This is a genomic window from Marinobacter sp. UBA3607, from assembly GCF_002375525.1.
GTDB lineage: Bacteria > Pseudomonadota > Gammaproteobacteria > Pseudomonadales > Oleiphilaceae > Marinobacter > Marinobacter vinifirmus.
In genome coordinates, this window is the sequence record NZ_DFLY01000003.1 from 95,737 (window position 1) to 121,625 (window position 25,889).

Below are 25,889 nucleotides of genomic sequence, written 5' to 3' on the forward strand. Positions count from 1 at the left end.
GTTTCCGAAATTTACCTGGCAAGCCAGGCTAAAAAGTAGAGAGCTATTGAATTGTGGCAAAAGGCGGTATTTCAAGGCCGCGGATTACAAACCGGCCAGCAGGCCAAACCCCCAAACTGCGACAGGATTCCCGATATACTCCAGGCACCGTCCCTATAATGCCGTTACAACAACTTACAAGACACCTGTCACCAGGCATCGGGTGCATCAGGTCAACGCGAAGGGATTGTACGACATACCATGAAACTCGTTCACCTTACCCGCCTGTTTCTTCCACTTTCCGCTGCCGTGGTTTGCACCGGCTGCCTGGACAGCGGCGGCTCCGGCTCTGACGACACCCGCATCGGGCGAATCAATTACCAAGGCCTCAGCGGACTGACCTACACCACCAACAGCCAGAGCGGTGAAACCAACGAAGCCGGCGAGTTCCGCTACTATCCCGGTGAAACCCTGTCACTGAAAGTGGGCAAGTTACCGATCATCGATAACGTTCCGGCACAGGATTTTGTCAGCTTCCTGGATTTTCAGCCGGAACTGCGGGAAGCCTTGAAAACCGCCAGCGTGAACGATCGGGGCCTGAAAGATCACCGGCCGGTGGAAGCCAGATTGCTCCCGAACAACACCGAGCTGCAAAACCGCACACGGTTCCTGCTGGCGCTGGACTGGTCCGGCAACGTGAGCGAAGGCGAAGGCATCGACATTCGCCCGCGGGTGATCGAGCAGCTGAATGCAGCCATTAACGATCCGGATATCCCCGACACCCTGGATTTCACCGTGAGCGCCCAGGATTTTTCCGCGGCAGATTCGCCAGCGAACCGCATTCTGCAAAGTATCTGCTTCTACCCTGAGGGTGACCGCCTCTGTGGCGCGCCGCCCAGCCCGCAAGAGATTGAGGCGGCACCGTCCCGCCCTGAAAACGACGAGGACCTGGACCCGAACACCGTTTATAAAGAAGACGTGCAATCCCTGGCCGACCGAATCCGCGAAGCCGTCAGAACCCTGGAAGATGTCGACAGTGAGCAGGCTGAAAACTACCTTGAGCGGGAGCTGGCGAGCATTTCCAACCATTACGGCCGCCGTTACTTCCTGAAAGACTACCTTGCCAGTCATCCCGCCAGCGACACTGGCATCAAAACCATCGGAATCCGAAAAATCGGTGGCGAGGCGGCGTTAGCCGAAATCGAGGCAGTCAGCACCCGACCGAATGATATCGCGGTGCACTCCTGGAGCTGGCAGACGGCGGAAGTAGAGTACTATGTGGCGGGCGACACCGGTGGTGAATCCGACATCCGGATCAACTTCAGGCCCGAAGACACCTACCGGTGGATTACCAAGGATATCCGGGTAATTATCGACTGAGCAGCTTGCCCAGCGACCAGCGGGACTCGGCTCCGGTCACATCATAGCCGGCCGGGTCCAGCCCTTCCGCACCATGGGGCAAGCACTCTTTAACAGACAGCATCGCCTCTCCGGATTTCGATTCGTTATAGCTGGCCAGGTCGATAATCTTTGCCGTTTTACGGGACTGGCGACCGGCATCCTGCATCACCATGACACTGGGCCACAGCCGCCGTTCCGGCGAATGGGAAATCACAATGCCCCGCTGCCCGTCTGACAGCTCCACCAGGCTGCCGGTGGGGTAAACCCCGATTGCCTTGATGAAGGCCTCGACCAGGTCATCCTGAAACTCGATGTTACGCATTTCGTAAAGCATCGACACCGCTTTCGCCGGCGTCAGTGAATCGCGGGTTTCGCGGGGCGTAATCAGCGATTCGAAAAACTCGGCAATACCGGCGACCTTGGCCAGCAACGGAATTCTGTCGCCTTTCAGCCCTTGAGGGAAACCGGAACCGTTATGGCGCTCTCGATGGTTCTGAACCACCGTCATCACCGCCCGGGACAGCCCCGAGTTTTCCAAAAGCGCCGCACCACGTTCGATATAACTGCGGTATTGCGCGTACTCTTCCGCGGAAAGCTGTTGCTCACGCTCAACCAGGTCTTTGGGCAGCGCAGTCTTGCCTACCTGGGACAACAGGCAGCCCATCGCCAGGTGGTTGAGCAAACCTTCATTCAAGCCCAGTTGACGGCCACAAACCAACGCCCACACCGCTGTATTCAGGGCGTGCTGGTAAAGAAAATCATCATAGTGGCGGGTGCGGCTGAGCCACAGCAGAGCACTGGGCTGACGAACGACACTGGCGACCATCTTGCGGGTGAGATTGGCTACCGGCCGCAAATCAGGGGCCTTGGCGGAGCGAATAGCATTAAAAACCTTCTGAAGAGCCGCCTCGCCATCGTCGAGAAGTTCCCGCGAAGCCTTTATTTCTTTACGCAGAGGTACCGTAACCTGGTGGCTGACCGGCTCGCGGATACTCAGTGGCGGCAGTTTCAGCTCGTTCCGGCCATTACCCCGCCCGGAAGCCCGCTGGCTGAACAGACGGACATTGCCCTCTTCCTGGTCAACCTTCTGCCGCGCTTCGGCAACGTCTACCTTGACCCACTTGCAATGGGAATGCAGGGCCCGGATATCACTCTGGGAACGAATGTAGAACCCCTGAATGGGGAATGGCGTCTGGTGCCATGGACGATCGAGATCCGACACAAACATGCCGATCTCGAGGTCATGGACCATTATTTTTCTCTGACTTACGCCCACCACGCACCTCGGCTCAAGCTTTTGACACTATTTTACAGTTTGTCACTTGCACAAAAAAACGTCACTTTAATTTAGTAGCCAACCGTCACTGTACATCGCCCTCAGGTAACGCAGTTTATCTTTGTGCAACAAACTGTATCAGCGGGACAGCCATCACAGGTTACACCTGGCTGATCACTCCTCCTTACACAGCGATTCATCAAAGGCCGGCAAGCGCGCACTCAAAGAGCCTCTGGGTACCCGCCTCGCGAACACGGTATAAGCCACCGCTGAGGAGCGGATGTAATCGACGTTAACTTCTTCGTCACCCCGTACTATTTGCCGCTGCACAGGCTCACAGGAAACCCGCAAAGAAAACCGGCCGCCCAGCTCCGCAATGCGCCCGGCTCCGTCCGGGGAGGAAACTGTCATACACGCGGTGGCGCCGGATGCCGGCTGGCCTGAACCCGCCACAGTGTCCCGGGCCGGATCTGCACAGGCCCGGATGCCATCTCCGCACTCCCCTGCCTGGTCATGACTGTCATCAGCCAGCCGCCAGACCCGCTCGCTGCACTCCGTTTCCACCTTCATGGTGGTGGACTTGTCAGACAGCAACCACCAGTCAGGATAGTCGGCGCTATCCCAGTGCACCCTTACCTGGCGGCTTTCGCCGGCCGAATTCTCCGCTGGAAACATGGCGTAGTGAGTGTAATAACTGGCACACCCCGACAAACCGAGCAGGGGCAGGAGTGGCAGTCCAAAAATCACAACACTTCGGGCGATCGACGGGCATTTCATCAGTAAAAACCTTCCTTGCTTGACTGACTCCATTATCAACGGCCTGCCTTTTTTATCTACGTACTACTCATCATTCTGCGGCACCAACTTATTCCAAAAGGGTTATTGACTCCGATGCTGATAGTAATGAGAATGGTTGACGTTTATAGTTGCTTGTAAGATTCATCTCCATACAGGCTCAAAGTCCAAAGGAACGAAACTATGCGAATGAAACTTGCCGCTACCGCTGCCATCGCCCTGACGGCCCTGCCCCTGACCGCTTCTGCAGACGGCGAAGTGAATATCTATTCTTACCGCCAGGCTTACCTGCTTGAACCTCTGTTGAATGCCTTTACTGACGAAACCGGCGTCAAAACCAACGTGGTTTTCGCCAAGCAGGGCCTTGCAGAGCGCCTGGAGCGTGAAGGCCGCAACAGCCCGGCAGATATCGTAATGACGGTCGATATCTCCCGCATTAACGAGCTGGTCGAGAAAGACCTGGTTGCCGGTGTTGAGTCAGACACGCTGAACAAGAACATTCCGGAAAACCTGCGCCACCCGGAAGGCAAGTGGTATGCACTGACTACCCGTGGTCGCCTGATTTTCACCTCCAAAGAGCGCGTGGAAGCCGGTGAAATCGCCAGCTATGAAGACCTGGCCGATGACAAGTGGGAAGGCCGCATCTGTACCCGCAGTGGCAAGCACCCGTACAACATCGCCCTGATTTCTTCGATGATTGCCCACCATGGAGAGGAAGCCACCCGGGAATGGCTGGAAGGCGTTAAAGAGAACCTGGCCCGCAAACCGCAAGGTGGCGACCGCGACCAGATCAAAGCCATCGCCGAAGGCGTATGTGACGTAGCCATTGGTAACAGCTACTACTATGGCAACATGCTGATGGATGAAAACCAGCGCCCGATTGCCGAACAGGTGAACCTGGTATTCCCGAACGCTGAAGGCCGCGGCACCCACGTTAATATCAGCGGTATCTCCCTGACCAAGAGCGCTCCCAACAAGGACAACGCCATCAAACTGATGGAGTTCCTGTCATCGCCGAGCGCCCAGCGTATCTACGCCGAGGCAAACACCGAGTACCCGGCTAACCCGGAGGTGAAGCCCACCGGACTGGTGGCTGAATGGGGTGAGATCAACCCTGATGGCCTGTCTCTCCAGGAGATTGCCAACAACCGGAACGCTGCAGTAAAACTGGTCGACACCGTGGATTACGACGGCTGATCCATCAGTAACTGATCGATAGCTTTTATAGCTGACTCGAAAGGTGCTCCGGAGGGTTCCGGGGCACCTTTTCTTTTAGCAGGACAAAAGGAAATGACCCGCATCATTGCAGGGAGCATGCTCAGTATCTAAAATCGGAACACTTCTCATCACCACTATCAGAACGGATCACTCATGACAGAGGTCGTTACCAGCGCCAATCCGGGTCTATCGCAACCATTGCTGGCCAAACGAACCTCCAAACGATGGATGATCAGCGCACTGGTCACCACTGCCATCGTAGCCTTACCCGTTCTGTCGGTGATTGTCCTGGCCCTGTTCCCGGAAGAGAACATATGGCCGCACCTCCTGGAAACCACCCTGCCCCGCTACCTGGTGACTACCATCAAGCTGATGATCGGTGTGGGCGTAATAACACTGGCCATCGGGCTGGCAACGGCCTGGGCCGTCACCATGTGCGAATTTCCCGGCCGTAAATTTTTCGAATGGGCGCTGATGCTGCCCTTTGCGGTGCCCGCCTACGTGATCGCCTATGTGTATACCAGCCTGCTGGATTACGCGGGCCCGGTTCAGATTGCCCTGCGGGACTGGTTTGGCTGGCAAAGCGCCGCCGACTACTGGTTTCCGGAAATACGCAGCCTGGGCGGCGCGACCATCATGATCGGGCTGGTACTGTACCCCTACGTGTACCTGCTCGGCCGCGCCGCGTTTCTTGAACAGTCCCCATCACTGTTTGCGGTCAGCCGCAGCCTTGGCCATTCTGCCCTGAGCACCTTTTTCAAGGTAGTGTTGCCCATTGCGCGCCCGGCCATCGCCGTAGGCTTGTCGCTGGTGTTGATGGAAACCCTGAACGACTTCGGCACCGTGGACTTCTTTGCGGTACAAACCCTCACCGCAGGCCTGTTCGATACCTGGATGAACCTGGGCAATCTGGGGGGAGCCGCGCAGATCGCCACCACCATGCTGATGTTCGTGGTACTGCTGGTAACGCTGGAACGCTATTCCCGCCGCCGGCAGCAACAGTTTGCCGCCCGGGACAACCGTGAGCCGCTGCACCGGTTCACCATGTCTTTCCCGCGCCAGATGATTTGCGTAGTGGTATGCGCCGTGCCACTGGTGCTGGGCTTTGTCATTCCCGGTGCAACGCTCGGCTACTACGCCTGGGAATATTTCGATGTAAGCTGGAACCCCGACTTCCTGCGCAACACCATGAACAGCCTGTTCCTGTCCGGCTCGGCCGCCCTGACCACGCTGGTAATCGGGGTAACCCTGGCCTACAGCCGCCGGCTGCACAACACCCGTGGCATGCAGGTGCTGATGCGCCTTTCCTCATTGGGGTATGCCATGCCCGGTGCCGTATTGGCAGTCGGTGTGATCGTCCCCCTGGCCGGGTTTGATAACTGGCTGGATTCCCTGATGCGGGATTACCTGGGAGTCAGTACCGGCCTGCTGCTCAGCGGCAGTGCCTTTGCCCTGATCTTCGCCTACACCGTCCGCTTTCTGGCAGTATCAGCCGGAAGCGTGGAAAGCGCCCTGCAGAAAGTAACCCCAAGCATGGATATGGCGTCCCGTTCACTGGGCCACAGCCCCGGCAAAACCCTTGTGAAAGTCCACCTGCCGATGCTCAGGGGTACACTGATTACGGCGGCACTGGTGGTCTTCGTGGACTGCATGAAGGAGCTGCCGGCAACGCTGATACTGCGGCCTTTCAACTATGAGACCCTGGCCACTTACGTGTATCAGTTTGCGTCTGACGAGCAGCTGTACCATAGCGCACTGCCCGCGCTGATCATTGTGCTGGCCGGTATCATCCCGATTATTCTGATGAACCGCTCCATCTCCAATTCCCGCTCCATGGCTTAGAGCCCGCTTTCAACTGGCGCAAAAAACAAAGGCCCGGCAATATGCCGGGCCTTTGTCGTTCACCATCAATCCTGCAGCCGTTACTGCCAGATCACCGGCTGCTTCTGGGCATACCAGTTATCCACCTTCGTCTGGTAGGCATCCTCCACCACGTTACGCTTGAGCTTCAGCGTGGGTGTCAGGAAGCTGTTCTCGATGGACCATTCATCGCTGACAACCGTGATGAACGCCAGCTGCTCGTGGGGATCCACCGTCTTGTTCACGTCGGCAATCAGCTTCTTGAAGCTTTCCTCGATTTCCTTCCGGAAACCGGCGTCGGCCATCTGAGGACGGATTTCCTCGCCCAGCAGCACCAGCGCATGGGGCTGGGTCTGGTTGGCACCAGAAACGCACACCATCTCAATGGCATCGTGAGCCATCAGGCGGTTCTCGATCGGTGCCGGGGCAATGTACTTGCCTTTGCTGGTTTTGAAGATCTCCTTGATGCGGCCGGTCAGCTTGAGACGACCCATTTCGTCGATTTCGCCCTTGTCACCGGTTTTCAGGAAGCCGTCCTCGGTGAAGGTTTCCCGGGTTTTCTCCTCGTCCTTGTAATAGCCCATCATGGTGGCCGGGCTCTTCACCAGCACCTCGCCCTGCTCGCTGATTCTAACTTCAACGCCGGGCAGCGCCTCGCCAACATAACCGGTCCGGGTACGGCCGGGCTTGTTCATGTGGGAGTAGGCAAAGTTCTCGGACATGCCGTAGCCTTCCAGCAGCTCCAGCCCGAGGTTGCGGTACCAGTCGAGCACATCGTTGGACAGCGGCGCCGAACCGGAGCCTGCCAGCTTGACCTTGTCGAGTCCCAGCCCCTTGAGCACTTTTTTCTTGATCAGCTTGCTGACCACGGGGATCTTCAGCAAACGCTCGAGCTTCTGCTTCGGCACCTTCTGCAGCACGCCATGCTGGAACTTCACCCACAGGCGGGGTACAGACAGGAACAGGGTCGGCTGTGCACGCTGCAGGTCCTGGACAAAGGTATCCAGTGACTCGGCAAAATACAGCTCGAACCCGGCGTACAGTGAGCCAAGCTCCACAAAGGTCCGCTCGAACACGTGGGCAAGCGGCAGGTAAGACAACATCCGCTCACCCGGGCCCACGCCCAGGGTTTCGATGCCACCGGCGGCAGCAAAGGCCATGTTATTGAAACTCAGCATCACACCTTTTGGCCGGCCGGTACTGCCGGAAGTGTAAACAATGGTGGCCAGCTCTTCGGGCTCACGCTCGGTCTTGCCCTCCAGCGGCGGATACTTGGCAACGATATCGTCCCAGGTTTCAAAATCATTGGGCGGGCTGAGGGGGTAGGAAATGCAGCGCACGGAATCCGGCACGCCGGGCTTCATCATGTCCCAGTCGTCCAGCTTGCCTACAAACAGGACTTCACACCCGGCATGGTCGAGGATGTAGTTGACGGTATCGGCATTCAGGGTGGGATACAGTGGCACGGAGATATGGCCGGCCATCCAGATTGCCCAGTCGGTCATCACCCATTGGGCACAGTTCTTGGAAATCAGGCCGATACGGCTTTTTTCCGGCAGGTTAAGAGACTTCAGGTACGATGCCATCCGGCGGGCTTCGTCTACCGCCCGGCCCCAGGTGTATTGCACCACCTTGCCATCGCCGATGGGCTGGGTCATATAGAGGGAGTCCGCCATTGTGGCCTCCCGGTGGTAAACCATTTCCAGGGGAAGTTTCTTTGCTGTGTCCATGGACCTTCCTGCTTTGTCTTTATAGTTTTCAGAGTTGCGTTTTTAGTGTTATCCGTGGCCTGAATAGCCATTACGACTTTAGTAGCCTATTTGAACACACCTTCACTCGTCAAAACGTGATGAATGCAAAATTATCTGCAGTTCAATACATTGAGGAAAAACAACCGATAAAGTTCATCGCAATCGCTACCCCGAACCCCGCAACCCTGTGGTATACTTGCGAACTTTGAAAATTTTCCACCCCGTTCCAAGGGGAAACCTGCAAAAGACCCGGAGATCGGCATATGGCCAAGAAAACTCTGCGTACGCTGATCGGCGCGTCGCTGCTCGCCGCTGCAAGCCTGGTTCAGGCAGAAGACACTCGTGTAGTTGCCATCACCCAGATTGTTGAACACCCGGCACTGGATGCCGCCCATCAGGGCGTGGTCGACGAGCTGGCCGAACGTGGTTACCGTGAAGGTGAAAACCTGCGTCTCATGCACGAAAGTGCCCAGGGCAACTCGGCTATCGCGTCCCAGATCGCACGCAAGTTTGTGGGTGAAAGCCCGGACGTCATCGTGGCCATTGCCACACCGTCAGCCCAGACAGTTGCCGCAGCCGCCCGGGAAATTCCCGTTGTCTTCTCCGCCGTAACCGACCCGGTTGCCGCCAAGCTGGTTAAGAGCTGGGAAGCACCTGGCGCTAACATCACCGGCGTAAGCGACATGCTGCCGATCGAAAAGCACCTGGATATGCTCCAGCGTGTAATGCCGGATGCCAAGCGTATCGGTACCGTATACAACCCTGGTGAAGCCAACGCTGCTGCCCTGGTCGAACTGCTGGAAGAGCGCCTGAGTGCCCGTGGACTGGAGCTTGTTAAAGGCGCTGCCACCAAGACTTCCGAAGTACTGGGCGCTGCCCGCTCCCTGGTTGGCAAGGCCGATGCCATCTACCTGACCACCGACAACACCGTTATCAGTGCAGCTGAAGCGGTTATTTCCGTAGGCGAGCGCGCCAAGATCCCGGTCTTTGCCGCCGACACCGCTACCGTAGAGCGCGGTGCGGTTGCAGCCCTGGGCTTCAACTACTACAACCACGGCCGCCAGACCGGCGCCATGGTAGCCCGCGTACTTGAAGGTGCCAGCACCGCAGACATGCCGGTGGAAATCATGGAAGAGCTGGACCTGTATGTGAATCCTGAAGCTGGTGAGCGCATGGGCATTACCCTGTCTGAAGACCTCATCCAGGAAGCAGTAAAAGTCGTCAAGAACGACAAGTAACGCCTGACCAACACGGGCGGACCCCAAAAGGGCCCGCCCGTTTTCTTTCACGGTGAATCCATACCCATGCTCAGCGAAATTGCTTTTTACGGCGCACTCGAAACCGGCCTCATTTATGGCCTGGTTGCTTTTGGTATCTATATCTCTTTCCGTGTTCTGGACTTTCCCGACCTGACGGTAGACGGCAGCTTTCCCCTTGGCGCTGCTGTGGCAGCCGTATTGCTGCTGGAAGGCTGGAACCCCTGGCTGGCCACAGGCTGTGCCGTCCTTGCAGGCATGGCCGCCGGCGCGGTGACTGCCATCCTGAACGTTAAACTGAACATTCTTAACCTGCTGGCCTCCATCCTGACCATGATTGCGCTTTATTCGGTGAACCTGCGCATCATGGGGCGGCCCAATATTGCGCTGCTTACCGAAGAAACCGTGCTGACCCCTTGGTACGACTTGGGGCTGGATTACCACCAGGTTCCGGTACTGCTGTTCGTGATCGTGGTTTTTGTGTCACTGATCCTGCTCTGGCGTTTCATGAAATCCGAAACCGGCCTGGCCATGCGCGCCACCGGCGCCAACGCCCGAATGGCGCGCGCCCAGGGCATCGCGACTGGCGGCATGATCATTCTCGGCGTTGCCCTCTCTAACGGCCTGGTTGGCCTGGCCGGCGCCCTGTTCGCCCAGAGCCAGGGCGCGGCAGACGTAACCATGGGCGTTGGTGTGATCGTTATCGGCCTGGCCTCGCTGATTGGTGGCGAAGCGGTTATTACACCGTCTACGGTTATCCGGGCCCTACTGGCCTGCGTGATTGGTGCCATCATCTACCGCCTCGCGATCGCCTTTGCCCTGAATGCCGACATTCTGGGACTGCAGGCACAGGACCTGAACCTGATCACCGCAGTGCTGGTAACCCTGGCCATTGTTCTGCCGGGCGTGCGCACCAATATCGCCAACCGCTTCACCCGCAAGAAAGCCTGAGGAGGCACTATGATCAGCGCAACCGATCTGAGGCTCACCTTTGGCAAGGGGACTCCCCTGGAGAACCCGGCCTTGCGGGGCATGAGCCTGACTGTAAACCAGGGTGAATTTGTCACGGTTATCGGCAGTAACGGTGCCGGCAAGTCCACCTTCCTGAACGCCCTGGCCGGCGAAGTGATGGTCGACAGCGGCCAGATTATCGTGGACAACCAGGACGTAACCCGGCTGCCAACCTACAAGCGCGCTGCGCGGGTGGCCCGGGTTTTCCAGGATCCCCTGGCGGGCACCTGTGAAAACCTGTCCATCGAAGAAAACCTGGCGCTGGCCATCAAGCGCGGCCAGCGCCGTGGCCTCAGTGCTGCGGTGAAGAGACAGTATCTGGGCCAGTTCCGGGAAAGCCTGTCTTCCCTGAAGCTGGGCCTGGAAAGCCGCCTTGGTGATAAGATGGGACTGCTTTCCGGCGGCCAGCGCCAGGCTGTGAGCCTGCTGATGGCAAGTCTAACCCCGTCCAGCATCCTGCTGCTGGACGAACACACCGCGGCGCTGGACCCCAAAACCGCAGCCTTTGTGCTGGATCTCACCGAGCAGATCATCGAAGAGCAGAAGCTGACCGCACTGATGGTCACCCACAGCATGAAACAGGCACTGGAAGTCGGCAGTCGCACTGTGATGCTGCATCAGGGCCAGGTGGTGTTCGACATCGCCGGTAAGGATCGGGAAGGCCTGGAGGTGAAAGACCTTCTGGGACTGTTCGAGAAACAGCGTGGGCTTCAGGTAGACGACGACAGCCTGTTACTCGGCTGATTCAAACCAGAGCCTGACCTGAAAAGCGGGGCCTGGCCCCGCTTTTTTTTGTTTTGTTAATTGTGGCAAGGATCACCTTTTAACCACTACATCTAGTAATCTCCGCAAACGCAGGTTTCATGCGGGGTTGCGGAGTTTCAAGCCTTTTTCCATTGAATTTCTTTGCGGGGCATCGCTCCGGCAATAGTTCGTACCTTATTCACAGAACACTATATCCTGTTATACTCCATTCAAAATAAGCCCATATATAGGGTTAAAGCCAAAGACAGACTGGAAACCGAGGGTGGCAATGAACGCTAAGGCACAGGCAGTAATCACAACGATTCCGATGCAGGAAGCTTCGCTCGACATCTGGAGCAGCAAGTACCAGCTGAAAACCAAGACTGGCGAGCCGGTCGACAAGGACATCAACGCAACCTACGAACGGGTTGCCCGCGCCCTTGCCGAAGTCGAGAAAAAGAATGTACGCGACAAGTACATGAAAGAATTCCTGTGGGCCCTGCAGAACGGCGCCATTCCGGCGGGCCGTATCACCTCCAATGCCGGAGCCGAGGCTCACAAGCCGGCGACCTCGACCATCAACTGCACCGTGTCTGGCAGCATCCACGACTCCATGAATGACATTCTGGAGAAAAACCACGAAGCAGGCCTTACCCTCAAGGCTGGCTGCGGTATCGGCTATGAATTCTCCACCCTGCGCCCCCGTGGTGCCTACGTGGCCGGCGCCGGCGCCACTACTTCCGGCCCGCTGTCGTTCATGGATATCTTCGACCGCATGTGCTTCACCGTGTCGTCTGCCGGTGGCCGCCGCGGTGCCCAGATGGCCACCTTTGACGTTCACCACCCGGACGTCATCGAGTTCATCCAGGCCAAGCGTGAAGATGGCCGCCTGCGCCAGTTCAACCTGTCTCTGCTGATCACCGAAGATTTCATCGAAGCCGTACGTAACGGCGACCACTGGCACCTTTCCTTCCCGGTCACCAAAAAGGAAGTGGAAGAAGAGGGCCTGGACCTGGCCGACACCAGCAAGTTCCTGTACCGCGACTTCCCGGTTCAGGACAGCTACGTTATTAACGATGAAGGCAAGGTCGCCTGCCGCATCTACAAGACGGTGAAAGCCCAGTTCATCTGGGACACCATCATGACCAGCACCTACGACTACGCCGAGCCGGGCTTCATCCTGATTGACAAGGTCAACCAGATGAACAACAACTGGTTCTGCGAAGACATCCGTGCCACCAACCCCTGTGGCGAGCAGCCCCTGCCCCCTTATGGCAGCTGCCTGCTGGGTTCGGTCAACCTGACCAAGTTCGTGGACTACCCGTTCACCGACAAGGCCAGCTTCAACTACGAGAAATACCGCAAGGTCGTTGGCACCTTCACCCGTATGCTCGATAACGTAGTGGAAATCAACGGCCTGCCGCTGGCCGAACAGCGCCACGAGATTACCTACAAGCGTCGTCATGGCATGGGCATTCTGGGCCTCGGCTCTACCCTGGCGATGCTGCGCATGCCATACGGTTCAGATGAATCCGTGAAGTTCACCGAAGAAGTGGTTCGGGAGATGGCCGTAGAAGGCTGGCGCCAGTCCCTGGCCCTGGCCGAAGAGAAGGGCCCGGCTCCGATCATGGAAGACGAGTTCGAAGTGACTCCGAAGATGATGAGCAAGTGCCCCGAGCTGGCCAAAGACGGCTACAAGGTGGGCGACATTCTCAAGGGCAAGCTGCTGCACGCGAAGTACAGCCGCTACATGCAGCAGATCGGCCACGTAGAGCCGGAGCTCGTCAAGCAACTGGCCGAGAAAGGTGGCCGTTTTACCCACCACACCTCCATTGCTCCGACTGGCACCATCAGCCTGTCCCTGGCCAACAACGCCAGTAACGGTATTGAGCCGAGCTTCTCGCACCACTATGCCCGGAACATCATCCGTGAAGGCCGGAAAACCAAAGAGAAAGTGGACGTGTTCAGCTTCGAACTGCTGGCCTACCGCCACCTGGTCAACCCGGGCGCCATGCCGTTCTCCGATGACGACGACAAGAAGCTGCCCGGCTACTTCACCACATCCGATGATGTATCACCGAAGCAGCACGTAGACATTCAGGCGGCCGCCCAGAAGTGGGTTGATTCCTCCATTTCCAAGACCGCCAACGTACCGCAGGACTTCAAGTACCAGGACTTCAAGGGCATCTACCTGTACGCCTACGACATGGGCCTTAAGGGTTGCACCACTTTCCGCTTCAACCCGGAGGCGTTCCAGGGTGTACTGGTTAAAGAAAAAGACCTTGAGAATACCCTGTATGAGTTCACCCTGGACGATGGCAGCAAAGTCACCCTGAAGGGCAACGAACAGGTAGAGTACGATGGCGAAGTCCATACCGCCGCCAACCTTTTCGACGCCCTCAAAGAAGGCACCTACGGAAAATACTGAGTCCGGAAACCGACAGACAGGAACAGCAAAATGACAGTCAAAATCAGCAACAAAATCGTCGGCTACCGGGTCAAGAAAGCCGATGCGGAAACCCCGAACGAACACCAGGCACCGGTACAGGCTGAAACCAAGCCGGTGGAGATGAATGAATACATCGAGCGGCCGGATTTCCTGTTGGGCACCACCTACAAGATCAAGCCGCCCGTGGCCGAGCACGCGATGTACATCACCATCAATGACATCCTGCTCAACGAAGGCACTGACCACGAGAGCCGCCAGCCCTATGAAGTGTTCATCAACTCCAAGTCGATGGAACATTTCCAGTGGGTTATCGCCCTCACCCGCGTTATCTCGGCGGTATTCCGCAAAGGTGGCGACGTAACCTTCCTGGTGGAAGAGCTGCGCAGCGTGTATGACCCGAACGGTGGTTACTTCAAGAAAGGCGGCGTCTTCATGCCGTCACTGGTTGCCGAAATCGGCGCCGTGATCGAGAAACACCTGAAAGCCATCGGCCTGCTGGAAAGCGACGAGCTGAGCGAAACCACCAAGCGCATTCTCGCCGAGAAGCGTGCGGAGTTTGAAGCCAGCCAGGACAAGGCCACCAACGACGACACAGGCAGCGACTACCCTGCCAACGCCACCATGTGCGGCAAATGCAACACCAAGGCTGTGATCGTGATGGACGGCTGTGCTACCTGCCTGTCCTGCGGCGACAGCAAGTGCGGCTGAAGTAATCAGCTGACGAGTTGAAAAAAGCCCGGTTGCGCAAGCAACCGGGCTTTTTTTACAGGCAATTACAGATAAACGCCAGGCGTCTCAGGAACAGGAACCACAGCAGGTGCCACCGCCATGGCCGCCTTTGCTGGTTTCTTCCTTCTTCTCTTCCGCGTTGGCTTTCGGGTCAAACCCTTCAACCTTTGCGGTTTCAGTTTCTTTCTCTTCTTTCTTGAAAATATTCAGAAATGACAGTGCCATCAGGTGTTCCTCTATCAAGGTTTATTAACATTCATTTTTAATGAATGTTAAAGAGTGCCGGGAATGGGGTCAAGCAATTTGAGTAGGTATGAATGCTGGATTTTCCTGCTGTACGGGGTATGCTGCGGGTATAGTGGAATAACGGTTTTATCCTGCTATCCAACACAGGTGCACACTGAGCTGACATGAACACAATCACGTCTATCACGATTCGCAAGTACCAGATTCAGGATCTTAGCCCGGTGGTTCGGCTGTTTACGGATTCCGTACATGAGCTGACCGCTGGGGCCTATGATGAAACCCAGCGCTATGCCTGGGCCTCCCGCACGCCTCACCTGGATGTCTGGCGCGAGCGGCTGGACTCGCTGGAAACCCTGGTCGCCGAGGAAGGCGACGACCTGGCTGGGTTCATTTCCTACGACAAGGACGGCACCATTGACCTGGTGTTCACCGCGCCCAACTTTGCCCGCCGGGGCATTGCCTCCACCCTCTACCATGAGGCGGAGAAGCAACTGATCGGCATGGGTGTGAAAGAGCTGAAAACCGAGTCCAGCGTGGTCGCACGGCCGTTCTTTGAGCGGCACGGCTTTGAAGTGGTCGACGAGCAGCGAGTCACGGTTCGTGGAGCCCAGTTCCTGCGCTATAACATGCGCAAAGTACTGGAAGGATAATGCGGTGATGCACTATGGCATCACCCCATGCTCACAGGGCCAGCTGCTGGCCAGCTGGTCTGAAGAAGGCCTCTGCGCCATCGAGCTGGGCGACACAGATGAAGAACTTGTCGCCCTGCTTCACGCCCATTTTCCCGGCCAGGTTCTCAAGCCCGCAACCGCCGGCAACGCCGACATCCTTGAGCCCGTGCGGCAGTTTGTCGACACCCCCACTGGCAGCCTCGGCATGCCCCTGGCACCAAAAGGCACTGTCTTCCAGAAAGAAGTCTGGCAAGCCCTTCTGCAAATTCCGGCAGGCACCACCGTCAGTTACAGCGAACTTGCCCGGAAGCTGGGCCGCCCGAAAGCCACGCGCGCCGTTGCTACGGCCTGCGCAGCCAATAAACTGGCGGTGGTAATACCCTGCCACCGGGTTGTCCGGTCTGACGGCAGCCTCGGAGGCTACCGCTGGGGCATCGAGCGTAAACGGGCCCTGCTCAACCTTGAAGTGACGCTGGCAGCCAGCGCTTCTTAGCCTTCTCCACAAGATCCCGGGCGTCGTTGTTCCAGGGGTGGAAGTTCGGGCTGTAATACTTCAGGTAAGACGGTATCAACTTGCGGAACACACCCGGCTTGCCCCACATATAATTAAAGGCCCCGGCCCAGGATTTCAGGTTCCCCAGCTGGCCGTCTTCCTTCATCAGCTGAATCACGTGCAGCGTGCTGAAGAACGGGAAGATCACACTCACAACCATCATTTCCGTCACCCGGATAAACTCGCTGCCGCCGATACTCTTATAAACATCAAAGGCCACCGCCTTGTGCTCTGACTCTTCAATAGCGTGCCAGGCCCAGACTGGCGCGATCCTCGGGTCCATTTCCTCGAGCGCATCAAACTTGAGCAGAAACTCCTCTGCCATCAGGGCCGTAAAGTGCTCAACCGCCACGGTATGGGCCAGCTGGCGCTCCGGAGTGAAGTTCCTGCGCAGCTTGTTCATGAACCACTGCACTTCACGCTCTAGCCGGCCCAGACCAACGCCCCGCTCCTCCAGGAAGCCGTTCATCAGTTTGTGCTCTTTCGAGTGATGAGCCTCCTGGCCGATAAATGCCCGGATCGCCTTCTTCAGCTCCGGGTCCGTAATCTGGTCCTGGTAGTGACGAACAGAATCAATGAAGAATTTTTCTCCGGGCGGGAAGCTGGCAGACAACGCCCCCAGCAACAAGGTTTTTACCGGGTCGTTATCCCACCAGTATTTTGGGAGATCCTCCGGAAACTCGAAATCCGGACTGCGCACTTCCGGAACCAGCCCCGGCGGTGTCGCACTCCGGTAGCCCCTTGTGGACTTCTTGATCTGTGTCGCTGGCGCGTTCATAGCAAACTCTCCTGAACCTGTGGGCTCGAATACCTTCCTACAGACTACGCCCCCTTTTACGGGAGCGTCAGGTGATTGCGGGCCAATTTCGTGATCAGGCGGGCTCTGTGGCCTCTGCAGCAAGCGCCCGTACCCGTTCGAAGTCCTCCTCGGTGAACACACCGTTAACCCCGGACACTGCCGCCAGCTGCATGCCGTGCTTCAGGCCGAGTTTGTAGATTTCCCGCACCTTCTCCCATTCGATATTACGGCCCAGGGTGAAGTTCTCGAACCGGGCTTCCAGCGCCAGTACGATGGTTTCGGCCAGGCAGGCATAGGCGATGCCTTTGGGCAGGCCAATGTCTTTCATCTTTACCGGCCCGGGAAGCTGGATTTCACCGGATTCGATGACCAACACATCCGGCCGCCGGGCCACATCTTCTGCCGGAATATCCAGCGGCCGGGCCACGTCGGTAATCACGCAGCCGGGCTTCACCTTCATGATATCCAGGATGCGCTTGCCGGCCCCGGAGGTGGCCGTTACCACCATATCCATATCCGGAAGATCGCGATCGGTGGTGGCTGCCACGTGAACGGTAGCACCCGGGGTTTCCAGTTCGATGCTTTCCTTCAGGGCCAGCAGCTTGGCCGCTTCCGGAGCCACCATATAGATTTCATCCACGGCCTTGGCCAGCAACCGGGCACACACAGAACCAATGGCTCCGGTAGCGCCCACAACCATGGCCTTGCCAGCCATCTTGCCGCTTTTGCCGATACTCACCCTGCCAATACGCTGCGCCGCTTCGTGGGCGGCCCAAAGGGCACCTGAGGCGCTGTAGCTGTTGCCGGTAGTAATCGGCAGCGGTGCCCGCTTGGCCACCGTAATCCCGGCATCCCCGACTACCTTGGTAAACGCGCCCAGGCCCATAATCTGGGCACCCAGTTTCCTGGCCAGCTTTGCCGCCGCCAGCAAGCGGCTGTAGGTAAACTCCGGGTCGTGGGCCATGATTTCTTTCGGGGTGCCGCCCACGGTAATCAGCCAGCCTTCCACTTCATCACCAGTGGGTGACTGAATGCCGGAGACCTTCGAATACACAAATGGCGGCGTATAGGCGATGGCTTTTTCCACCAGGTTCATCACCGCCGGCGGCGATACGCTGGCGACCCAGTCGAGGGGCGGGGTTTTGGTCAGATACTGTTGCGACAGCGGATGGATTACAAAGGCGAACCGGTTTATACGGCGGTAGCCATTGGGGTACAGAATCCGGGGTTCCACCCCGAGCCGCTCGATCACATCGAGAAAGTCATCCGCCCCCAGCTGCTCCGGAGTTCGTGACAACGCTGCGCTGATCATCGCCTCCATAACGTTCACCCCCACTGGCCGACCTTCCAGCCAGGGGCTGTAGTCCACCACCATGGCGACTTTCCGGGAACGGAACCAGTCCAGGGCAGATTCGCTCACCCGGGAGGTGATCACGGTTTTGCCATCCAGCTCTTTCTCCGTGAAAGCCTCCAGATCCCCCATGGCCCCGACAATTACATGGCAGTCCCTGACCGATTCATGCAGGGAACCGCTGATCAGTTTCTCCCCCATCCGGTAAAGCGGAGTACGGTGCAGTCGCTCGATGACCTTGACGGCATTGGGGCTGAACATCACCGGTGCGGTGAGCTTGGTGTAGGCTTCCAGCTGGCTCAGGGAAGTCAGCAGACGTGGCACGCCGAAATCCAGGTAAGGATCAGCGAACAGCAGGTTGTCTGTATGTTCCGACAGCGCCTTGGCAATGCGGAAACCGGCCTGGCCGTTGAGGAACAAAACGCGGGCATTGTCGAAAAAATGGCCCAGTTCGGTCTGGGTATGGCGCACGGCCCATTCCTGGAGAATGCCCCGAAGACCGGCCCCGGTGGTGACGGGCTTGTCCGGCACACAGGCTTCCAGACGCGAGGTATCCGGGTGTTGAAGCTGCTCCCGCCCTACCTGGTAATGGTCGTGGATCATGCTCAGGCCGATGGCATCTGCCTGTTCACGCACCGAATCCAGAACGGCCTCGGCACGGTCCAGGTTGCCATCACTCCCCACCCTGACAACACGGAAGTCCTGGCCCAGAAAACGGGTTTCAAGCTCGTAGTCGTACTCGGATGAGCCCTGGCTGATACTCACAACGGTTTTCATGGCGCCTTGTCCCTGTTGTTGTCCCTGTTGTTTTGTTCTTTCTCAAGTCTAGAAGCTGGGGCCTTATCCTGCCTTAGCCCAGATCAAATACCACCGCGCAAATTACCGGCTACACTGAAAAGCACGTTTGATCACCACATCCTTCCACGGAGGTACCATGACCATTCAGGACGAACTGATTACCACCATTGCCGACCTGGTGCAGCCCGGCAAAGGCATACTGGCTGCCGACGAGAGCACCCCTACCATCGCCAAGCGCTTCAAGGCGGTCGGCGTGGAATCCACGGAAGCCACACGGCGGGAATACCGCAGCATTATTTTCTCCACGCCCGGCCTTGGCGAGCACATCAGCGGCGTGATTCTGTACGACGAAACCCTGGAACAACTGAGCCTGGATGACGTCGCCATCCCCAATCTGCTTGCCAGTCAGGGCATTGTGCCCGGCATCAAGGTTGATCAGGGTAAAGGCCCGCTGGTGAATGCCCCGGGGGACGAGATTACCTATGGGCTGGATGGCCTGGCTGCAAGGCTGGAGCATTACAAATCTATGGGTGCGCGATTTGCCAAGTGGCGAGATGTGTTCCATATCTCGGATACCCTGCCTTCGTTCCAGGCCATCAAATCCAATGCCGAGGTACTGGCCCGCTATGCCGCCGTGTGTCAGTCCATGGGTATTGTGCCGATTGTTGAGCCGGAGGTACTGATTGACGGGAATCACACCATCGAACGGGCCGCAGAGGTGAGCGAAGACGTATTGCTGGAAGTGTTCAAGGCCCTGCACCGGCACCGGGTGAACCTGGAATGCATGGTGCTGAAGCCCAGCATGGTGACACCGGGCAAGGAATCCGGCAAAGCCACGCCCGAACAGGTTGCCGAAGCGACACTGAGCGTGTTCCGGCGAGTGGTGCCAGCGGCCGTGCCGGGGATTTTCTTTCTTTCCGGTGGCCAGACGCCCGAAGAATCCACCGAAAACCTCAACGCCCTTAACAGCCTGGGCTACCACCCGTGGGAGCTTAGCTTCTCCTACGGCCGGGCGCTGCAGGAACCTGCCCAGAAAGCCTGGGCCGGAAAACTGGAGAATGCCGGGGCAGCGCAGGAGGCCATGAAAAAACGGGCGAGACTCAATGGCCTTGCCCGTTCTGGCGATTACAGCCCTGCGATGGAGAACGAGGGCTAGGCGGCGTTAGTGCTGCGTTGCGAGAGGTCTACCGGCTGATCCAGGCAAGCCAGCATCGGCGCCACTTCCCGGATTTTACGGGCCTGGGGCCACAGGGCTTCGGCTTCGGCAAAACCCTGGCGCAGGTAGTTGAGCCATTGCTTGATGCGGCCAGTCACGTATTTGTCTTCCAGGCGGGTTTGCAGGGCAGCAGCGTATTCCCGCACCAGAACCACAGCCTCGGCCCAAGTCATGGATTCCAGTGTTTCACCGTTCTGGGAGGCTTTAATCTGTGCCGCCAGGTCCGGCCGGGCAATCAGGCCCCGGCCGATCATCACATCGTCGCAGCCGGAGACTTTCCGGCAGCGCCAGTAATCGTCCACGGTCCAGATCTCACCGTTGGCAATCACATGACTTTTCACCGCTTCACGCACTTTGGCGATTTCTTCCCAGTAAGCGGGTGGCTTGTAACCATCCACCTTGCTGCGGGCGTGAATAACAATCTCGGAGGCGCCGGCCGCTTCCAGAGCCTGGCCACAGGACACGCCCATGGAACGGTCGTCATAGCCCAGTCGCATCTTGGCTGTGACCGGAATATCCGCAGGCACAGCTTTACGAACGGCTGCGGTGATCTCATACATCAGCTCCGGCTCGCGCATCAGTACACAGCCGCCCTTATGCTTGTTCACGGTCTTGGCCGGGCAGCCGAAGTTGATGTCCACCTGCCCTGCTCCCAGCTCGGCGGCCTTGGCCCCATGACGGCCCATCATTTCAGCGTTGGAGCCCAGCAGTTGAACGGCCACGGGCGTGCCCACTTCCGTCAACGCGTTGTTGTAAAGTTCCGGGGCGTACTTGTAGAAAATCCGGGGCGGCAACATGCCGTGGGTCACGCGAATAAATTCCGTCACGCACCGGTCAATCCCGCCGACTTTGGTCAGGGTTTCACGGATGGGTGCGTCGACCAGCCCTTCCATCGGGGCAAGGATGATTCGCATGAAAGCTCCAGAAACTGAGAGAAGTGAATCAGAATGCGGCTGATCAAAAATCAGGCGGAGCGGATTGTAAGGAATTCGGGGGGAAATAGGTAGCCGGGCATCCCGAAACAGGATGCCCGGCGGGTTTTACAACGTTACCGGCAGATTATGCCTGTACGTCGAAGCGGTCGTTGTTCATGACCTTGGTCCAGGCAGCGATAAAGTCCTTCACGAACTTCTCACCGTTATCGTCCTGGGCGTACACCTCTGCGTAGGAACGCAGGATGGAGTTGGAGCCGAACACCAGGTCTACGCGGCTTGCGGTCCACTTGGCCTGGTCGGTCTTGCGGTCACGGATCTCGTAGGTTCCGTTACCCACCGGCTTCCAGCTGTAGGCCATGTCGGTCAGGTTCACGAAGAAGTCGTTCGTGAGCTGGCCTTCACGGTCTGTGAACACACCGTGCTTGGTGCCACCGTGGTTGGTGCCGAGCACCCGCATGCCGCCGATCAGAACGGTCATTTCCGGTGCCGTCAGCCCCATCAGTTGGGCGCGGTCGAGCAGCAACTCTTCCGGCTTCACGACGTAGTCTTTCTTCTGCCAGTTACGGAAGCCGTCGGCTACCGGCTCCAGGTACTCGAAAGACGGTGCATCGGTCATCTCGTCGGTTGCGTCGCCCCGGCCCTTCAGGAAGGGTACGCGTACATCATAACCGGCAGCTTTCGCAGCCTTCTCGATACCCACGCTACCAGCCAGTACGATCACATCGGCCACGCTGGCACCGGTTTCGGCAGAGATCTGCTCGTACACCTTGAGTACCTTGCTCAGACGGGCCGGCTCGTTGCCTTCCCAATCTTTCTGCGGGGCCAGGCGAATGCGGGCACCGTTGGCACCACCGCGCATGTCAGAGCCACGGAAGGTACGGGCGCTATCCCAGGCAGTGCTGACCATCTCGCTGATGCTCAGGCCGCTGTCTGCAATCTTCTCTTTCACCACTTCTTCGCAGTAGTCGGTGCTGCCTGCCGGTACCGGATCCTGCCAGATCAGGTCTTCTGCCGGCGCTTCCGGGCCGATGTAACGGCTCTTCGGTCCCAGGTCACGGTGAGTCAGCTTGAACCAGGCACGGGCGAAGCAATCCTTGAAGTATTCCGGATCTGCCATGAACTTCTCGCAGATGGCGCGGTACTTCGGATCCATCTTCATGGCCATATCCGCATCGGTCATGATCGGATTGTGGCGCTTGGACGGGTCGCTGGCGTCCAGCGGCTTGTCCTCTTCCTTCATGTTGATGGGTTCCCACTGCCAGGCACCGGCCGGGCTCTTCTTGAGCTCCCACTCGTAGCCGAACAGAAGGTCAAAGTAACCCATATCAAACTTGGTCGGATGGGTGGTCCAGGCACCTTCAATACCGGAAGTCACGGCATTGGCGGCCTTACCCTTCATGTTCGGGTTGCTCCAGCCAAAGCCCTGCTCTTCTACATCCGCCGCTTCCGGCTCGGGGCCGAGGGCACCTGCGTCACCGTTACCGTGACACTTACCAACTGTGTGGCCACCGGCTGTCAGGGCTGCGGTTTCTTCATCGTCCATCGCCATACGGGCAAAGGTTACGCGAACCTGTTCACCGGTCTTGATCGGATCCGGCTGGCCATTTACACCTTCCGGGTTTACGTAGATCAGGCCCATCTGAACCGCGGCAAGCGGGTTTTCCATGGTGTCTGGCTTATCGACGTCGCCGTAGCGCTCGTCAGACGGTGCCAGCCACTCTTTCTCGTTACCCCAGTAGATGTCTTTTTCCGGGTGCCAGATGTCCTCACGGCCGAAGGAGAAGCCGTAAGACGGCAGGCCCATAGACTCATAGGCCACCGTACCAGCCAGGATAATCAGGTCTGCCCAGCTCAGTTTATTGCCGTACTTTTTCTTGATCGGCCACAGCAAACGGCGGGCCTTGTCGAGGCTGACGTTATCGGGCCAGGAGTTCAGCGGGGCAAAGCGCTGGTTACCCGTACCACCGCCACCACGGCCGTCCTGGATACGGTAGGTACCAGCGGCGTGCCACGACATACGAATCATCAGACCACCGTAGTGACCCCAGTCTGCCGGCCACCAGTCCTGGCTGTCTGTCATCAGGGCGTGCAGGTCTTTCTTGACGGCTTCAAAATCGAGTTTTTTGACTTCTTCCCGGTAGTCGAAATCTTCACCGAGGGGATTGGTCTTGCGGTCGTGCTGGTGCAGGATGTCGAGGTTGAGGGCTTCCGGCCACCAATTCATTACATCACGGTTTTCGGTGGAGTTTGCCCCGTGCATTACCGGGCACTTACCACCAGACGTATTAGCTGTCATAGCACTCTCCTGTTCTTCGCGTCGTTAGCACATTTGGTATTTTCCGACCAGGGCATCACTTAATATAGATCACTCTCATTTGCCTGCTTGAATCTTTCCTAATGGCAGCATAGTGGCTGACTATAAGAGGTCCACCGCGTTCCTTATTGCCAAATCAGCCTCTGCCTGTTACTGGGCGATGGCATACTCGCAGCAATACAGCGCAAGAATGCCAAGAGACTCATCCCATCCTACAAGGGTCATATTTCTCAATACTGACATGGCGCAACTCCCTGGTTTTCTGGAACAACTCAACCATACGCCACCAACATCATTAGCTAAAATTGATTAATAATAACTTCACGAAAGCTTTTGGTTATCGATAGAGATTCTCAGTTCCAACAAAAAAAGGGCCGGTGATTTACTCACCAGCCCCTCTTGTCTACTTACGCGATGGTTGATATCAATTCGCCAGTTCCAGCAACAACCGGTTCAGGCGGCTGACATAGGCACCGGGATCTTTCAGCTGTTCACCGCTGGCCAATGTGGCCTGGTCAAACAGAACCGCAGACAGCTCCTTGAAGCGCTCCTCGCCCTGCTCGCTTTCGAGGCGCTGTACCAGCGGGTGGTCCACATTGATTTCGAAGATCGGCTTGCTTTCCGGCACTTTCTGGCCGGCTGCTTCCATGATCTTCTTCATCTGGGCGCCCATATCGAACTGGCCCACCACCAGGCACGCGGGTGAATCGGTCAAGCGGTTGGTTACCCGCACTTCCTGCACCTGGTCGTCCAGGGCTGTCTTGATGCGCTCCAGCAGATCCTTATGCTCCTTGGCGGCTTCTTCCTGGTGCTTCTTGTCTTCCTCGGTTTCCACCTCGCCCAAGTCCAGGTCACCACGGGCAACGTCCTGGAACTGCTTGCTGTCGTATTCGTTCAGGTAACCCATCATCCACTCGTCGATACGATCCGACAGGATGAGTACCTCGATGCCCTTCTTGCGGAACACTTCCAGGTGCGGGCTGCTCTTGGTGGCCGCGAAGTTGTCGCCGGTGATGTAGTAGATCTTTTTCTGGCCATCTTTCATGCGGTTGATGTAGTCGTCCAGGGAGACGTTCTGAGCTTCATCGCCGGTATGAGTAGAGGCAAAGCGCAGCAGCCCGGCGATTTTCTCGCGGTTGCTGAAGTCTTCTGCCGGGCCTTCTTTCAGAACGGTGCCGAACTCGTCCCAGAAGCCCTGGTATTCATCACCCTCTTTCTTGGCCAGCTTCGACAACATGTCCAGCACCCGCTTGGTCATGGCAGTGCGGATGCTCTCCACAGTGCTGTCGTTCTGCAGGATTTCCCGCGATACGTTCAGGGACAGGTCGTTGGAATCGATCACACCCTTGGCAAAACGCAGGTACAACGGCAGGAACTGCTCGGCGTCGTCCATGATGAATACGCGCTGAACATACAACTTCAGGCCACGGGGTGCTTCGCGGTTATACAGGTCAAACGGCGCACGCTTCGGGATATACAGCAGGCTGGTGTAGTCCAGCTTGCCTTCCACCTTGTTGTGGGACCAGGTGAGCGGGTCTTCGAAGTCGTGGGCGATGTGCTTGTAGAACTCTTTGTACTCTTCGTCCTTGATCTCGGTGCGGGGCAACGTCCACAGGGCGGTGGCATCGTTGACCGTCTCGTCTTCGCCCTTCTTGTCCTCTTCCTCGGACTCGGCTTTCATCACGACCGGGAAGGAGATGTGATCAGAGTACTTCTTCACCAGGCTGCGCAGCTTCCAGCCATCCGCAAACTCTTTGTCTTCGGCTTTCAGGTGCAGCACGATTTCAGTACCGCGCTGTTCACGGCTCACCGGCTCGATGGTGAACTCGCCATCGCCTTTGGACTCCCAATGCACACCCTCTTCGACCGGTGCACCGGCCTTACGGGTGAACACATCCACCTTGTCCGCCACGATGAAGGCTGAATAAAAGCCCACACCAAACTGGCCAATCAGCTTGCTGTCTTTCTTTTCGTCACCAGACAACTGCTTGAGGAACTCGGCAGTACCGGAGCGGGCGATGGTGCCAAGGTTAGCAATCACATCGTCACGGGTCATACCGATGCCGTTGTCGGCAATGGTGATGGTGCCGGCGTCTTTGTCGTAATCCAGGCGGATTTTAAGTTCGGAATCGCCTTCGTAGAGTTTGTCGTCTTTCAGGGCGGCGAAGCGGAGTTTGTCTTCGGCGTCTGAGGCGTTTGAGATGAGCTCACGAAGGAAGATTTCCTTGTTCGAGTACAGAGAGTGGATCATCAGGTGAAGCAGTTGCTTCACTTCGGTCTGGAATCCTAGTGTCTCTTTGTTGGTTTCTACCGTCATGGCTGTGTTTTCTCCTGCTGGTTCTTTATGTTCGGGGGAGCGGCGTGGTCAGGTAGTCCTTTCCAAAACACGCTCCTTGCGGCACGTCCATGTGGCGCTTGGGCTCCGCCATCCATGGCTCCGCACAGTTTTGGAAAGGACTACCTGACCACACCACCGGACTTCTCAGTTAGGCCGGCTTTGCACGGAGTCTGGGCAAGCGTGTGGGGGTGCCCTTCCG

Annotated in this window: 20 protein-coding genes; 11 read left to right on the forward strand and 9 right to left on the reverse strand. The window is 57.5% G+C overall.

Going from position 1 to position 25,889, the window contains the following annotated elements; genetic code table 11:
* Nucleotides 1-240: 240 nt before the first annotated feature.
* The gene (locus B2589_RS00695; RefSeq protein WP_286815301.1) at nt 241-1,359 is read left to right on the forward strand and encodes an organic solvent ABC transporter permease; all 1,119 of its coding nucleotides are present in this window, start codon (nt 241-243) and stop codon (nt 1,357-1,359) included.
* Here the strand turns inward: B2589_RS00695 and B2589_RS00700 are convergent.
* Complete coding sequence (locus B2589_RS00700; protein ID WP_414673912.1) at nt 1,349-2,656, reverse strand: HD-GYP domain-containing protein; 1,308 nt, start codon at nt 2,654-2,656, stop codon at nt 1,349-1,351. The two genes, B2589_RS00695 and B2589_RS00700, sit on opposite strands and share 11 nt — an antisense overlap.
* A 174-nt stretch (nt 2,657-2,830) precedes the next feature.
* Nucleotides 2,831-3,433, reverse strand: a complete 603-nt coding sequence (locus tag B2589_RS00705) for a hypothetical protein (protein ID WP_022989186.1) — start codon at nt 3,431-3,433, stop codon at nt 2,831-2,833.
* 201 nt (nt 3,434-3,634) lie between these two features.
* Between B2589_RS00705 and B2589_RS00710 the strand changes: the two genes are divergently transcribed.
* Complete coding sequence (locus B2589_RS00710) at nt 3,635-4,648, forward strand: Fe(3+) ABC transporter substrate-binding protein (protein ID WP_058340517.1); 1,014 nt, start codon at nt 3,635-3,637, stop codon at nt 4,646-4,648.
* 174 nt (nt 4,649-4,822) lie between these two features.
* A complete protein-coding gene (locus B2589_RS00715; RefSeq protein ID WP_022989184.1) occupies nt 4,823-6,511 on the forward strand; it encodes an ABC transporter permease in 1,689 nt (562 codons plus the stop codon).
* An 80-nt stretch (nt 6,512-6,591) separates the two neighbouring features.
* On the opposite strand, the gene B2589_RS00720 is transcribed toward B2589_RS00715, so the two are convergent.
* Nucleotides 6,592-8,259, reverse strand: a complete 1,668-nt coding sequence (locus B2589_RS00720) for an AMP-binding protein (RefSeq protein WP_199457315.1) — start codon at nt 8,257-8,259, stop codon at nt 6,592-6,594.
* 284 nt (nt 8,260-8,543) lie between these two features.
* Here B2589_RS00720 and B2589_RS00725 point away from each other — a divergent pair, with 284 nt between their 5' ends.
* The 5 genes from B2589_RS00725 (at nt 8,544) to B2589_RS00745 (ending at nt 14,448) form a co-directional block, all read left to right on the forward strand.
* Nucleotides 8,544-9,518 (forward strand): ABC transporter substrate-binding protein, encoded by a 975-nt coding sequence (locus B2589_RS00725; protein ID WP_022989182.1) that lies wholly within the window; start codon nt 8,544-8,546, stop codon nt 9,516-9,518.
* Nucleotides 9,519-9,584: 66 nt separating this feature from the next.
* Nucleotides 9,585-10,487, forward strand: coding sequence for an ABC transporter permease (locus B2589_RS00730; protein WP_022989181.1), 903 nt, complete (start codon nt 9,585-9,587; stop codon nt 10,485-10,487).
* A gap of 9 nt (nt 10,488-10,496) precedes the next feature.
* A complete protein-coding gene (locus B2589_RS00735; RefSeq protein ID WP_022989180.1) occupies nt 10,497-11,291 on the forward strand; it encodes an ABC transporter ATP-binding protein in 795 nt (264 codons plus the stop codon).
* A 289-nt stretch (nt 11,292-11,580) separates the two neighbouring features.
* Entirely contained in the window at nt 11,581-13,719 is a 2,139-nt protein-coding gene (locus tag B2589_RS00740; RefSeq protein ID WP_286815303.1) for an adenosylcobalamin-dependent ribonucleoside-diphosphate reductase, read from the forward strand.
* Between the two features lie 30 nt (nt 13,720-13,749).
* Nucleotides 13,750-14,448 carry an NrdJb gene (locus tag B2589_RS00745; RefSeq protein ID WP_022989178.1) on the forward strand — a complete coding sequence of 233 codons (699 nt, stop codon included), beginning with the start codon at nt 13,750-13,752 and terminating at the stop codon, nt 14,446-14,448.
* 87 nt (nt 14,449-14,535) lie between these two features.
* Here the strand turns inward: B2589_RS00745 and B2589_RS00750 are convergent, their stop codons facing one another.
* On the reverse strand, nt 14,536-14,694 hold the full coding sequence (locus B2589_RS00750; protein WP_082640900.1) for a CCGSCS motif protein: 159 nt from the start codon (nt 14,692-14,694) through the stop codon (nt 14,536-14,538).
* A 185-nt stretch (nt 14,695-14,879) separates the two neighbouring features.
* On the opposite strand from B2589_RS00750, the gene B2589_RS00755 reads away from it, so the two are divergent.
* Nucleotides 14,880-15,365: a GNAT family N-acetyltransferase gene (locus tag B2589_RS00755; RefSeq protein ID WP_286815304.1), complete on the forward strand. Its 486-nt coding sequence runs from the start codon at nt 14,880-14,882 to the stop codon at nt 15,363-15,365.
* A 7-nt stretch (nt 15,366-15,372) separates the two neighbouring features.
* Nucleotides 15,373-15,879 carry a methylated-DNA--[protein]-cysteine S-methyltransferase gene (locus B2589_RS00760; protein WP_286815305.1) on the forward strand — a complete coding sequence of 169 codons (507 nt, stop codon included), beginning with the start codon at nt 15,373-15,375 and terminating at the stop codon, nt 15,877-15,879.
* Here B2589_RS00760 and B2589_RS00765 read toward each other — a convergent pair.
* Both B2589_RS00765 and B2589_RS00770 read right to left on the reverse strand, forming a co-directional pair.
* The gene (locus B2589_RS00765) at nt 15,842-16,717 is read right to left on the reverse strand and encodes a metal-dependent hydrolase (RefSeq protein ID WP_022989175.1); all 876 of its coding nucleotides are present in this window, start codon (nt 16,715-16,717) and stop codon (nt 15,842-15,844) included. The two genes, B2589_RS00760 and B2589_RS00765, sit on opposite strands and share 38 nt — an antisense overlap.
* Before the next feature lie 94 nt (nt 16,718-16,811).
* Nucleotides 16,812-18,866, reverse strand: a complete 2,055-nt coding sequence (locus tag B2589_RS00770; RefSeq protein ID WP_286815306.1) for a dehydrogenase — start codon at nt 18,864-18,866, stop codon at nt 16,812-16,814.
* A 157-nt stretch (nt 18,867-19,023) separates the two neighbouring features.
* Between B2589_RS00770 and B2589_RS00775 the strand changes: the two genes are divergently transcribed.
* Entirely contained in the window at nt 19,024-20,043 is a 1,020-nt protein-coding gene (locus B2589_RS00775) for a class I fructose-bisphosphate aldolase (RefSeq protein ID WP_286815307.1), read from the forward strand.
* On the opposite strand, the gene B2589_RS00780 is transcribed toward B2589_RS00775, so the two are convergent.
* The 3 genes from B2589_RS00780 to htpG form a co-directional block, all read right to left on the reverse strand.
* Entirely contained in the window at nt 20,040-21,017 is a 978-nt protein-coding gene (locus tag B2589_RS00780; protein WP_286815308.1) for a tRNA dihydrouridine synthase, read from the reverse strand. The genes B2589_RS00775 and B2589_RS00780 overlap by 4 nt on opposite strands.
* A gap of 145 nt (nt 21,018-21,162) precedes the next feature.
* Nucleotides 21,163-23,334, reverse strand: a complete 2,172-nt coding sequence (katG, locus tag B2589_RS00785; protein ID WP_286815309.1) for a catalase/peroxidase HPI — start codon at nt 23,332-23,334, stop codon at nt 21,163-21,165.
* A 442-nt stretch (nt 23,335-23,776) separates the two neighbouring features.
* On the reverse strand, nt 23,777-25,669 hold the full coding sequence (gene htpG / locus B2589_RS00790) for a molecular chaperone HtpG (protein ID WP_286815310.1): 1,893 nt from the start codon (nt 25,667-25,669) through the stop codon (nt 23,777-23,779).
* Nucleotides 25,670-25,889 lie beyond the last annotated feature (220 nt).